Origin of the sequence: Microbacterium galbinum (genome assembly GCF_023101185.1) — a bacterium.
GTDB lineage: Bacteria > Actinomycetota > Actinomycetes > Actinomycetales > Microbacteriaceae > Microbacterium > Microbacterium galbinum.
The window spans coordinates 2,320,843-2,333,266 of record NZ_CP078077.1; the positions used below are offsets into that span (position 1 = coordinate 2,320,843).

Below are 12,424 nucleotides of genomic sequence, written 5' to 3' on the forward strand. Positions count from 1 at the left end.
GTGCGCCCGGGCCGACGGAAAAGTGCGACGGGAGCGCAGAAGCCGCGCACAATGAGAGAAGTTCGGAAGGAATCGACGACGATGCAGTTCCACCACCACGGCTATGTCTCCGGCGACCCGCGCGTGCAGGATGCCGCGGGCACGGGTATCGAGCGACCCGACGACCTGCCCGACGAGGTCGACGTGCTCATCGTCGGCTCGGGGCCGGCGGGAATGCTCCTCGCGGCGCAGATGTCGCAGTACCCGGGCGTGACGACCCGCATCATCGAGAGGCGCGACGGACGGCTCGTGCTGGGTCAGGCCGACGGCATCCAGCCGCGCAGCGTCGAGACCTTCCAGGCGTTCGGGTTCGCCGAGCGCATCACGGCCGAGGCCTACAACATCGGCTGGATGAACTTCTGGGGGCCCGATCCTGATGACGCCGCCGGCATCGTGCGCACGGCGCGCACCGCCGATTACGCCTACGACATCTGCGAGTTCCCGCACCTGATCGTCAACCAGGCGCGCGTACTCGACTACTTCGCCGAGGCGGCCGCCGTCGGGCCCGCACGCATCGTGCCCGATTACGGCGTCGCATTCGAGGGGCTGACCGTGCACGACGAGGGCGAGTACCCGGTCGAGGTGCGCGTGCGGTACGTCGCGGGAGCGCGGACGGGGGAGGAACGGGTCATCCGGGCGAAGTACGTCGCCGGATGCGACGGTGCTCGTAGTCGCGTGCGCGAGGCGATCGGTCGCATCCATGTGGGCGACGTCGCGGCGCACGCCTGGGGCGTCATGGACGTGCTGGTGAACACCGACTTCCCCGATTGGCGCACCAAGTGCGCGATCAACTCGCGCGCCGGGAACATCCTCCACATCCCGCGTGAGGGCGGCTACCTCAGCCGCATGTACATCGACCTCGGCGAGGTCGCGGACGACGACGACCACCGCGTGCGGCAGACCCCGATCGAGGAGATCATCCGTCGGGCGAACGCGATCCTGCACCCGTACACGCTCGACGTCCGCGAGGTGGCGTGGCACAGCGTCTACGAGGTCGGCCATCGCGTGACCGACGGATTCGACGACGCCCCCGAGGATTCCGGGCGCTCGCCGCGGGTGTTCCTGACCGGCGACGCCTGCCACACGCACAGTGCCAAGGCCGGGCAGGGCATGAACGTCTCGATGCAGGACGGCTTCAACCTCGGGTGGAAACTCGGTTCGGTGCTCACCGGCCGCGCGCCCGAGGCGCTGCTTGCGACGTACGGCACCGAGCGGCGGCCCGTCGCGCAGCAGCTCATCGACTTCGATCGCGAGTGGTCGAGCCTCATGGCGCGCAAGCCGGAGGAGATCTCGGACCCGCAGGAGCTCGCGACCTACTACCTCGCGACGGCCGAATTCCCGTCCGGGTTCATGACGCAGTACTCGGCATCGATGATCACGGGGTCGGATGCGCATCAGGGGCTGGCCACCGGCTTCCCGCTCGGGAAGCGTTTCCGATCCGCGGAGGTCGTGCGGGTGGGCGACGGGAACGTGGTGCACCTCGGACACCACGCGCGCGCCGACGGGCGGTGGCGCGTCTACGCCTTCGGCGACGCGTCCGGTGAACAGTTGGCTGCGTGGGCGCAGGCTGCGGCACCGCTCTTCGAGCGATTCACCCCGGCGGATGCCGACGCGGATGCCGTGTTCGACGTGAAGGCCGTGTATCAGCAGCCCTTCGAGGACGTCGAGGTGACGACGACGCCGGCGCTGTTCCAGCCGCGGACCGGGCCGCTCGGTCTCGTCGACTGGGAGAAGGTGTACGCGGCGGGGCCCAGCAAGTGGACCGACGTCGACATCTTCGCCGAGCGGGGACTGTCGCGCGACGGTGTCGTCGTGGTGGTGCGACCCGACCAGTACGTCGCCGCGATCCTGCCGTTGGATGAGGCGGGCGTGCGGGAGCTGGCGGAGTTCCTGGCTGAGGGGATGCTGCCGGCGCGGTGAGGCTGACATTGTCTCCCGCCTGCTCCAGGGTCTGATCTGGCGAATGTCGGAGGTGCGGCCTACCGTGGATGCGGACGGGCGATGACGCTCGCCGTGACCTGAGGAGTGGCGTGATGGACTGGAAGATCGAACTCATCTTCGTGCCGGTGTCGGATGTCGACCGCGCGAAGGACTTCTACGTGAAGATCGGCTTCAACGCCGACCACGACCAGACCCCGACCGAGGGTCTGCGGTTCGTGCAGATGACTCCGCCGGGCTCGGCGTGCTCGATCGCGTTCGGCACCGGGCTGGGTCTGGATCTCGAGCCGGGTCAGCAGAACTCGATCCAGGTCGTCGTTCCGGATGCCGACGAGGCTCTCGCCCACCTGCGGGGCCTCGGGGTCGATGCCCGCGGCGTCGAGGATCTCGACTGGGGGCGGTTCGTGTCGTTCGACGACCCGGACGGCAACACCTGGACGCTGCAGGAGCTGCCCGACTACGGCGCGCAGGGCTGAGGATTTGGGTGGCGCGGGGCTGAGGGGCGCGGTCAGACTCCTTCCGCGACGATCTCGACCTTGAAGCCTGCGGCGTTCTCCACCCATCCGGCGTAGTGGTCGGGGCCACCCGCGTGGGGGTAGCGCTCGTGGTACAGCGGGCGCCAGCCATTCTCCGAGGCGAGCGACATGATCGCGTCGACGGCCGTTGCGGTGCCTCCCTGGAAGGCGAGGTGGTTGACGCCCGGGCGACGGCGGTCATGGCCTCGATCGTCGACGCCCGGTGGGGTCGTGATCGTGAGGTACGGCCCGCTGTCGGCAGCCCAGGTCTGACCCTCCGGCCATTCCTGTTGTAGCGAGAAACCCAGCCGAGGGAGGAGCCATCCCCAGTCGCGGCGAGCGGAATCGGGGTCGGCGACCCATACTTCGACGTGGTGGAGACCGGGCATGGCATCGATTCTCGCAGGGGCAGGGGCAGGGGCAGGGGCAGGGGCAGGGGCAGGGCGACGGACACGGTCCTCACCGCGAACACCCTTCTGCTCGACCGTGTTCATGCGCGGATCGGTATTCGTGTCCGGTGTATCGCTGGCGCTCTTGAGGTCGCGGTCGAGCTCGCGGTCTCGGTCTCGGTCTCGGTGGCGACGGTGGCGCTGGCAGCTGTGGTGGTGCGGGGTACGGGTCGGGGTGTTCGCCATTTCTGGTGGGGGTCCCACCAGGCGGGTCCGCGGATGTGGGGTGTGCCTTTTTGCATGCGTATCTCCCAGCCGGAGGTGTCGAGGGTGCGGTGGTGGTGCCAGCAGAGGGTGACTCCGTTGTCGGTGCTGGTGGGTCCGCCGCGGGAGTGTTCTGTGACGTGGTGGATTTCACACCAGGCGGCGGGGACGTGACAGCCCGGGATGAGGCACTCGCGGTCACGGAGCGTGATCGCCCGGCGTTGGTGGGCGGTGAACACCCGGTCGGTCGAATCGATCCCGATGATTCGCCCGGTGGGGTCGGAGGTGACGCGTTGGATGCTGCCGCCGCACGCGGTGTGCCGGGCCGTCGCGAGGGACACCGGGGTGTCGATGCCGTCGACGTGCGCCCACCCGCGGCCGGACGCATAGTCCTCCGCAGTCACCGACACGACGAGGGTCGGGGCGGCGCCGCCGAGGGAGGGCATGTCGCCGTGTCGGGCGGCGATCCCGAGGGCGGCGGCGAGGGCATCGTGTTGCTTCTGCGCCCGGGACCGGCCATCGAGCATCCCACCGGGGTCGCCCGAGGGCAGGACACCGTCGGACGGGAAGACCGCACCGTCGAGAGGGCGGAGGGAGTCGTCGTATGGGAAGACACGGTCATCGAGAGGGCGGAGGGTGTCGTCGAGAGGGCCGTGCGTCTCGCCGTTCAGTGCATGCTCATCCGTGTCGAGCCTTGCCTCGTCGGTGGCGGGGCCGAACCGCACCCCACTGACCGTTTCCGTAGTAGCTTGCGGTGCCTCGGGGATGGGTGGTCCGTCGACTTTCGGGTTCAGGTACGCGTCCCAGATGCGTCGCAATTGCCCCGCCGTCTCCGGCAGCAGGGACCCGCGGATCGGGATCACCCCGTCCTTGACCCGCCCGAGCACGATCCCCCGGGCGCGCATCGCGCGCTCTTCCGCGGGTTCCGCGCCGTCCGGGTCGAGGTAGGTCACGATCACCCGCGACAACAACTTCAGGTCTTCCGGCGTGGCCGGCGGGCCCGCTTCGAGACGACGCTCGGCATCGGCGTTCCCATCGGCATCCGATGTCCCGGCGCCGTCGACAGCGATGAGCCCCCGCGCGTACTCCGCCAGCTCGACATCCGCCCTCAACCGGTCCGCCGCACCGATCCGCGGCCCCGCCTGCTCCACGGGGCCGGTCGCGGCGAGCAGCCCCGCGACCCCGACCGCCCCATCCAGCAGCGCTTCCCGCATAGCGGGCCACCGGGCGGGAAGCAGCGCACCGGAGGAGAAGTCCAGGTCCCGTCGGACGATCTTCCCGGCTTTCACGACCCGTGCCGCCCCGGCCGCGTCGGTGCGGAGTACGCGTTGGACGAGTTCGTTCATCGTCCGGCATCCGAACCGACCGCAGAACGCCAACTCGCCCGATCCCGCCGGGCGTTGATCGACCGATCCGACCGTCTCCACCACGACGGCGTCGACGAGACGGGCGACCTCACCCGCGGCCCGGAGCACCTGCATCTTCTCCGCATCCGACAACCCCGCCAGCGCGTCCGCGCGCAGCACCGCGGCCAGGTCGGCGGCGACCCGATCCAGAAACTCGGCGGTGCTGTTCATACGCCCCAGTCCACCAGTAGCCACCGACATTCCGAAACGAAAACCCCAGGCCAACGCCAGTATCGACGTGCTTGGTGGAGAACTCCGAACAATACGGCAGCGGTGTAGAACGAGTGCACACGGAGCGGGACCCTTCGACAAGCTCAGGGACCCAGCAGCGACAGGGCCGCGGCCCTTCGTCTCGCTGCGCTCGCTCAGGAACCGGGAGTCTCGCTGCGCTCGCTCAGGAACCGGGAGGCTCGCTGCGCTCGCTCAGGAACTGCGGCCGCCCACGGGGCAGGGCCCTTCGACGGGCTCAGGACCCAGTCGCAAGGTGCGGCCCTTCGTCTCGCTGCGCCCGCTCAGGAACCGTCGGCGGGACGCGGGAAGGCGCCGCCCGCCACGACGATGCCGCCGGACTCCGGGATCGTCACGATCAACTCACTCGGCCGACCGACGTGCGCGCCCTGGCGGATGCGAATCGTCTCTCCCGCGTATCCGTGCTCCCGCAGATACGCGCCGGTCGAAGCCGCCGCGGATCCCGTCGCCGGATCTTCGGTGATGCGTCCGACCGGGAAGAGATTGCGAGCCTCGAACGCGGTCGAATCGTGTGCATGCAGCACCGTCACCGTTCCGAGCCAGCCCTGCGCGCGCATCAGATCGGCGACGTCGGCGGGACGGAAGCGGAACTGATGGAACAGCTCCCGATCGGCGACGACGATGATCGGATGCCAGTTGCCAGCGAACGACTCCTGCACGGGGAACCGCGGATCGACGTCGGCCACGGTGAGACCCAGCAGGTCCAGCAAGCGATCGCGCACCGCCGGGTCGAGCTCGCGCACCTGCGGCTCGACGCTCGTGAAGGACACGGTGATCGCGCCCGCGGCATCCGCCACCGACTCCAGGGCCACCGGCCCCGCCGCGGTCTCGAACACGACCGTTCCCGCCCCGTCGCGTTCGGCGAGGGCGACCGCCGTCGCCACCGTGGCGTGACCGCAGAACGGCACTTCAGCTCCCGGCGAGAAGTACCGCACTCGGTGATGCGGCACCCCATCGACCGCGGAACGCTCCGTGACGAAGGCGGTCTCGGAGTATCCGACGTCGGCGGCGATCCGCAGCATCCGCTCGTCGTCGAGACCTGCGGCGTCGAGCACGACGCCCGCGGGGTTGCCGCCGTCGGGTGTCGCGGCGAACGCGCTGTAGCGCAGGATCTCGGGGTTCTCGGGCATGGATCGGAGCCTAACGGACAGGAACGAACGGACAGGAACGAACGGACAGGAACGAACGGATGCCGCGCCTACGAGTTCACGCGGATGATCTCCTGCTGGTACGGCGCGATCACCTCACCCGAGATGCGCAGGTCGAGCAGCAGGAAGCGGCGGGTCGCGGGATCTTCGGCAGCCCACGATTCCAGGCGATCGAGATCCGCGAGCGTGCGCACGACGACGCCCTCGGCGCCGACCGCTGCGGCGAAGGCGGCGAAGTCGACCTCGGGAATGCGCATCGGCGCCTCGGCGAGCCCCTTCAATCCGTACAGGTTGACCTCGGCACCGTAGGCGGCGTCGTTCCAGATCACCGCCATCCCGCGGCCGGCGGCTGCGCGCACCGCGGACTCGAGATCGGCGATCGCCATGAGTCCGCCGCCGTCGCCCGAGGTGAGCACGACGGTGGCCTCGCGCCGGGCGAGAGCGGCACCGACGACGCTCGGCCAGCCCTGCCCGATCGACTGGAAGGCCGTGCCGATCATCATCATCCGGTCGGGCGCGGCGACCGGCCAGTACATGTTCGCCCAGCCGATGAAATGCCCGCCGTCCGAGACCACCACGCGGTCCTCGGGCAGCAGCGCGGCGATGCGCCGGGCCGCGGAGCGGGGGTCGAGACGCCCGTCGGGGGCGAGATCGTCGCCGTGGTCGTACGCCCGTGCGGCGGCGACGTCGACGCTCTCACGCCACGGCGCACCGATCGAACCCGTCACCCGCTCCACCAGCGCCTCGGCCGCGAGACGTGCGTCGGCCCGGACGAAGCCACCGACGTGGGCGTGCGTGGCCGCCGGGGCGATGTCGATCTGGAACACCTTCGTGCCGGGCGCGAACAGCGCGCCGAAGCGCATCGTGAACTGGTTCAGTCCCGCGCCGAACACGACGGCGACATCGGCCTCGCGGATCAGCTCCATCGCCCCCTCGGCCCCGAAACCGCCCGTGACGCCCAGGTCGAAACGAGTGTCGGGGAAGACTCCGCGGCCGAGGGCGGTGGATGCCGTGAGCGCGCCGGTGGACGCTGCGAGCTCGCCCAGCGCCGTGCTCGCTCCCGACAACCAGGCGCCGCGGCCGGCCAACAGGAACGGCCGCTCGGCGGCGGCCAGGGCGGCGGCGATCTCGTCGAGCATCCCCTCGGCGAACTCCCCGCTCGGTGCCAGCGCTGCCGGCACCCGCGGCTCCGGGGCCGGCGGGACGGGGCCGGCCTCCCGCGCCGCGACGTCATAGGGAATCGCCAGCACGACGGGTACGCGGTAGGTGAGGGCGTGCTCGATCGCGATGACGGTCGTCGCCGCCGCGTCGGCGCGGCCGACGGTATAGGTGCGCGCACCGACCGCCGAGGCGAGGGCGATCTGGTCGACGTCCCACGGACGCGGTCCGGACGTCGGCTCGTCGCCGACCACGAGCACGAGCGGCACGTGCGCCTGCACCGCCTCCGCCAGCGCCGTGAGCGTGTTCGTGAATCCGGCGCCGTAGGTGGAGGTGCCCGCGGCGATCCGGCCCGAGGCGCGGAAGTGCGCGTCGGCGGCGACCACGGCACCCTGTTCGTGGCGTACGGCGGTGAAGACGGCATCCGTCTGCGTCTCGATCGCGTCGAGGAAGTAGGCGTTGCCGTTTCCCATCACCCCGAAGACGGCGTCGATGTGCTGGGCGAGGGTGAGCGCGACGTGCGCGGAGACGGAGGGCATGGCGAAGCCTTTCGAGACAGGGACGGAGAACGAGGTTCCGTATGTGTCTCGCACCCGCGTCGGCGAGGAGTGCTTCGTGCCTCTTTTTCAGGCACCGGTCGCAGGGCGTCCGGACGTGGTCAGTCTATCGCCGCGATGGAGGACAATGGATCGGGTGACTGATGCATCGAACGAGCGCGAGACGCTCACCTGGGACGGCTTCGGCGCCGCCACCCGCGACCTTGCCCGTGACATCCTCGCCAGCGGCTTCGAGCCCGAGGTCGTCGTCGCGATCGCCCGCGGAGGGCTCCTGCCCGCCGGCGCCATCGCGTACGGTCTCGGCGCGAAGAACTGCGGCGCGATCAACGTCGAGTTCTACACCGGCATCGGCACCGTGCTCGACGCTCCCGAGGTGCTCCCGCCCGAACTCGACATGGCATATCTCGACGGGCGCCGCGTGCTGCTCGTCGACGACGTCGCCGACTCGGGCCGCACTCTCGCCCTCGCGGTTCAGTTGCTGAAGGACAAGGGCGCCGACGTGCGCTCGGTCACGATCTACACGAAGCCGTCGACCATCATCCAGCCCGACTACGCCTGGAAGGACACCGATCTCTGGATCAACTTCCCGTGGTCGTTCCAGGGAACCGTGCGCGAAGAGGACCTCGGGCTCGCACCTTCGGCCTGAGCGGATGCCGTAGCCGGCGCTCTTCTCACCTCACTCCCGCAGCAGGGAGCGGAGCGTCTGGATCGTGTCGGCCTCGCCCGGCGCCTTGTCGGGGCGGTAGCCCTTGACGCGGGCGAAGCGCAGCGCGATGCCCCCGGGATAGCGCGGGGAGCGCTGTACGCCGTCGATCGCGATCTCGACGACCAGTTCGGGCCGCAGGAACACGGTGCCCTGCGTGCGTCGGGTCTCGAGCGTCGGGAATGTGGCGGTCTGCCAGCGCAGCAGTTCGTCGGTGAGCCCTTTGAAGGTCTTGCCGACCATGACGAGAGCGCCGGGTTCGCCGAATTCTCCGGCGGGATCGAGTGCCCCGAGATGCAGGTTCGACAGCAGACCCTGACGGCGCCCCGAGCCCCATTCGGCCGCGAGCACCACGAGGTCGTAGGTGAGCACGGGCTTGACCTTGACCCAGGATTTGCCCCGACGACCCGCCGCGTACGGCGAGTCGATGGCCTTGGCGACGATGCCCTCGTGGCCGGCGGCGAGGGCATCGTGCGAGACCCGTTCGGCGGCCTCGGCATCGGCCGTCACCGTTCCCGGGATGCGCCAGGGGCCGGCGACCCGATCGAGCTCTGCGAGCCGCACGCCCAGCGGCTCGTCGATGAGGTCGCGCCCGTCGACGTGCAGCAGATCGAAGAACCACGGGCGCAGGGCGAGCTCGCGCGCGGCGTCTGCCCCGAACCGCGACATCGTCTCCTGGAACGGACGCGGCCCACCGTCCTCGTCGAGGGCCAGCGTCTCGCCGTCGAGGATGAGGTCGTGCGCGGGCAGGGCACGCACGATCTCGACGAGCTCGGGCACGCGGTGGGTGATGTCGGCGAGGCTGCGGGTGTACACCGACACCTCGTCGCCGTGGCGGTGCACCTGGATGCGGGCACCGTCGAGCTTGTACTCGACCGAGGCCTCACCCGTGATGCCGAGGGCGTCGGTCGGGGTCGCGGCGGTGGCGGCGAGCATCGGCAGCACGGGACGACCGACGCGGAGCCCGACCTCGTCGAGCGATTCGGCGCTTCCGGTGAGTGCGATCAGCGCCGTCTCGCCGAGGTCGCCCGACAGCATGGCGGCCCGGCGCACGGCCGGCACCGGACGATCGGATGCGCGGGCGATCGCGTCGAGCAGCACGCCGCCGAGCGCGCCGGTGCGCAGCTCGCCGAGCATGGCCCGGGTGAGGAAATCCCACTCCAGCGCGGTCGCCCGCGCGGCCAGCGCCTGGAGGGTGCTGCTGCGCACGCTCGCGGAGCCGGTTCCGGATGCCGCGGCGAGACGCTCGAACGCCTGATCGACGTCGGTGATCGCGAGCGTCGAGGCGTCGGCGTGGGAGACCTCGAGGGCGCTCATTCCTCGCCATCCGACGCCGAGGCGCCCCTGCCGCGGGGTCGCGAGGAGGAGCCCGGTCAGCGGCGCGATCTCATCGGCGTCGGCCTGGACCAGCAGCCGGGCGAGCGCGTCGATCTTCGCCAGGCGCGAGGATGTGGCGGCGACCTCCTCGGTCGTCGAGACCAGCTGCGAGAGCATCATCTCCGAAGTGTGACACCGGGCACCGACATCCGGCCAGAGCGTTGACAACCCGGAGTCACCGGCTCAGGGGGCGCCCCCGTTCACCGGCGTGCCGGCACGCGCTCCCGCCGCCTCACCGTCCGCCGCCTCAACGACCGCGGAACCGCGGCTTCCGCTTCTGCTGGAACGCCGCGAATCCCTCGCGGTAATCATCGGTGTCGCCGAGCTCCGCCTGGGCCGCGCTCTCGAGCTCGACCGACTCCCACAGCGCCAGCCGCTCGTCGCGGATGCGCGCCACGAGGCGCTTGCTGGCGACGAACGCGGCCGTCGGTCCGAGGGCGGCCGTCGCCGCGGCATCCGTCGTCGCCTCGTGCACCTCCTCGTCGGACAGCACCCGCGAGAAGAGCCCCGCGGTCACGGCCTCGACGCCGGTCATCAGGCGTCCGGTGTAGATGAGGTCGAGGGTGCGGTGCGCGCCCAGGCGATCGAGGAAGAGGGCATGCCCGCCGGAGTCGAGGGTCGCGCCGAGAGCGGCGAACGGCGAGCCGATCTTCGCCGACTCCGCGACGTACACGACATCGGTGGCGATCAGCAGCCCGAGGCCGACGCCGAGGCAGGCGCCGTGGGCAGCCGCGAACGTGGGCGCGGGAAAGCGCGACATCCGCTGCAGGAGCGGGGCGACGAGCCCGCCCAGGTACCCGATCACGTCGTCGTCGCGCGGATCCACGCCCGAGATGTCCCGTCCTGCGCAGAACGCGCGCCCCTCTCCGCTCAGCACGAGGGCGCGCACCCCCGCCGTCTCGGCCTCGGCGTAGGCGGCATCGAGGCCGTGGAGCGCCTGCTCGTCGAGCGCGTTCAGTCGCTCGGGAGCGCGCAGGGTGACGTGGGCGACGTCGTCGGCGATGCGGAGATCGATCATCGGTGCGTTCTCCCTCACACGTCGTAGTCGACGACGACGCGGTCGCTGGTCGGATGGGACTGGCAGGTGAGCACGAACCCGCGCTCGATCTCGTCGGGCTCGAGCGCATAGTTCTCGGTCATCGTGACGCTGCCCTCGACGACCCGGGCCCGACAGGTGCCGCACACCCCGCCCGCGCAGGCGAAGGGGGCGTCGGGGCGCACGCGCAGCGCCGCATTCAGGACCGACTCGTGCGCATTCACGGGGCTCTCGACCGTCGACGAGACGCCGTCGAGCGTCACCTCGATCGTGGTCGTGCGCTCACCCGCCCGCACCTGCACCGGTCGTGCGGCACGGGCGGGCTCGTCGCCGGTGGTGAACAGCTCGAAGCGGATGTGCTCGTCGCCCACGCCGACATCGGCCAGGACCTCGCGGCAGAGGTCGACCAGGGCGAGCGGCCCGCACAGGAACCACTCGTCGACGTCGTCGGGCGGGAGGAGGGTCGTGAGGATCGTGCGCAGCTTCGGCTCGTCGATGCGGCCCGACAGCACGGGAGCGGTGCGCTGCTCGCGCGAGAGCACGTGGTGCAGGGTGAGGCGCGTGGGGTAGCGGTCCTTCAGATCGGCGAGATCCTCGAGGAACATCACGTCGAGCGTCGACCGGTTCGTGTACAGCAGGGTGAACCGCGCGGTGTCCGACCGCGACAGCACCGTGTGCGCCAGGGCCATCAGCGGGGTGATGCCGGAGCCGGCGGCGATGCCCACCACGTGCCGGTGATCGAGGTCGGGCAGGGCCGAGGTGAAGGTGCCCTGCGGGCTCATCACGTCGATCTCGAACCCCGGCTTCAGACCGCTCTGCGCCCAGGTCGAGAACCGCCCGCCCTCGTCGCGCTTGACCGCCACGCTCAGCCGGGTGTCGGCGCCGTCGGCGCGATGCTCGGGAGCACGGCACAGGGAGTACGACCTCCGCACCTCGACCCCGTCGAGCACGGTGCGCAGCGCGACGTACTGGCCGGGCAGGTGGTCGTACTCGCCGGCGAGCGCGGCCGGCACCGTGAATGTCACCTCGACCGCGTCGTCGGTGAGCGGGCGCACGCCCTCGACGACGAGCGTGTGGAAGCGGGCGCGTCGACGCGCCTTCGGCACCTCGCGGGGCGGGGCCGGGGGAGCGGATGCCGTGGCGGGCGCGAACAGCGACATCAGTGCACCTTGAAATGGTCGAAGGGCTCGAGGCAGGCGCGGCACTCGAACAGCGCCTTGCACGAGGTGGAACCGAACCGCGACGCCTCCCGGGTGTCGAGCGATCCGCATCGCGGGCAGCGCACGCTCAGCGTGAGGGGGATGGGTCCGTCGTGCACCGCCGCACGACCCGTCGGAGGGGCGATGCCGTAGCGTTCGAGCTTGCGCTTGCCGGCATCCGACATCCAGTCCGTCGTCCAGGCCGGGGCGAGCACGAGCCGCACCTCGACCTCTCCGAAGCCCGCCGCGGTGAGCGCCAGGATCACGTCGTCGCGGATCGTGTCCATCGCGGGGCATCCGCTGTAGGTGGGGGTGATGTCGACGCGCACCCGCGCGCCGTCGGATTCGACCGCGCGCAGTACGCCCAGGTCCTCGATGGTCAGCACCGGGACCTCGGGGTCGGCGACGGCGGCGGCGATCCGCCAGGCATCCGTCGTCGTCATCGC

11 protein-coding genes are annotated in these 12,424 nt (G+C 70.6%); 3 read left to right on the top strand and 8 right to left on the bottom strand.

Going from position 1 to position 12,424, the window contains the following annotated elements:
* The first annotated feature begins 81 nt into the window (after positions 1-81).
* Positions 82-1,959, top strand: coding sequence for an FAD-dependent monooxygenase (locus KV396_RS11245; RefSeq protein WP_247957587.1), 1,878 nt, complete (start codon positions 82-84; stop codon positions 1,957-1,959).
* 113 nt (positions 1,960-2,072) lie between these two features.
* Positions 2,073-2,453, top strand: a complete 381-nt coding sequence (locus KV396_RS11250) for a VOC family protein (RefSeq protein ID WP_247623096.1) — start codon at positions 2,073-2,075, stop codon at positions 2,451-2,453.
* A 32-nt stretch (positions 2,454-2,485) separates the two neighbouring features.
* Here KV396_RS11250 and KV396_RS11255 read toward each other — a convergent pair whose 3' ends face one another.
* The 4 genes from KV396_RS11255 to KV396_RS11270 form a co-directional block, all read right to left on the bottom strand.
* Positions 2,486-2,881, bottom strand: a complete 396-nt coding sequence (locus tag KV396_RS11255; RefSeq protein ID WP_247955767.1) for a VOC family protein — start codon at positions 2,879-2,881, stop codon at positions 2,486-2,488.
* A gap of 101 nt (positions 2,882-2,982) precedes the next feature.
* Positions 2,983-4,722 carry an HNH endonuclease signature motif containing protein gene (locus KV396_RS11260; RefSeq protein ID WP_247955768.1) on the bottom strand — a complete coding sequence of 580 codons (1,740 nt, stop codon included), beginning with the start codon at positions 4,720-4,722 and terminating at the stop codon, positions 2,983-2,985.
* A 341-nt stretch (positions 4,723-5,063) separates the two neighbouring features.
* Positions 5,064-5,930 carry a PhzF family phenazine biosynthesis protein gene (locus KV396_RS11265; RefSeq protein WP_247955769.1) on the bottom strand — a complete coding sequence of 289 codons (867 nt, stop codon included), beginning with the start codon at positions 5,928-5,930 and terminating at the stop codon, positions 5,064-5,066.
* A gap of 68 nt (positions 5,931-5,998) precedes the next feature.
* Positions 5,999-7,645 (bottom strand): thiamine pyrophosphate-binding protein, encoded by a 1,647-nt coding sequence (locus KV396_RS11270; protein ID WP_247955770.1) that lies wholly within the window; start codon positions 7,643-7,645, stop codon positions 5,999-6,001.
* Positions 7,646-7,790: 145 nt separating this feature from the next.
* Here KV396_RS11270 and KV396_RS11275 point away from each other — a divergent pair, with 145 nt between their 5' ends.
* Positions 7,791-8,309, top strand: a complete 519-nt coding sequence (locus tag KV396_RS11275) for a phosphoribosyltransferase (protein ID WP_247623091.1) — start codon at positions 7,791-7,793, stop codon at positions 8,307-8,309.
* A gap of 30 nt (positions 8,310-8,339) precedes the next feature.
* Here KV396_RS11275 and KV396_RS11280 read toward each other — a convergent pair whose 3' ends face one another.
* The 4 genes from KV396_RS11280 to paaD all read right to left on the bottom strand — a co-directional run bounded on the left by KV396_RS11280 (position 8,340) and on the right by paaD (position 12,421).
* Complete coding sequence (locus KV396_RS11280) at positions 8,340-9,863, bottom strand: ATP-dependent DNA ligase (protein WP_247955771.1); 1,524 nt, start codon at positions 9,861-9,863, stop codon at positions 8,340-8,342.
* Positions 9,864-9,990: 127 nt separating this feature from the next.
* Positions 9,991-10,761: an enoyl-CoA hydratase/isomerase family protein gene (locus KV396_RS11285; protein WP_247955772.1), complete on the bottom strand. Its 771-nt coding sequence runs from the start codon at positions 10,759-10,761 to the stop codon at positions 9,991-9,993.
* Positions 10,762-10,775: 14 nt separating this feature from the next.
* Positions 10,776-11,939 (bottom strand): 1,2-phenylacetyl-CoA epoxidase subunit PaaE, encoded by a 1,164-nt coding sequence (gene paaE, locus KV396_RS11290; RefSeq protein ID WP_247955773.1) that lies wholly within the window; start codon positions 11,937-11,939, stop codon positions 10,776-10,778.
* Entirely contained in the window at positions 11,939-12,421 is a 483-nt protein-coding gene (paaD, locus tag KV396_RS11295) for a 1,2-phenylacetyl-CoA epoxidase subunit PaaD (RefSeq protein WP_247955774.1), read from the bottom strand. Before paaD ends, paaE begins: the two co-directional genes overlap by 1 nt.
* Positions 12,422-12,424: the final 3 nt, after the last annotated feature.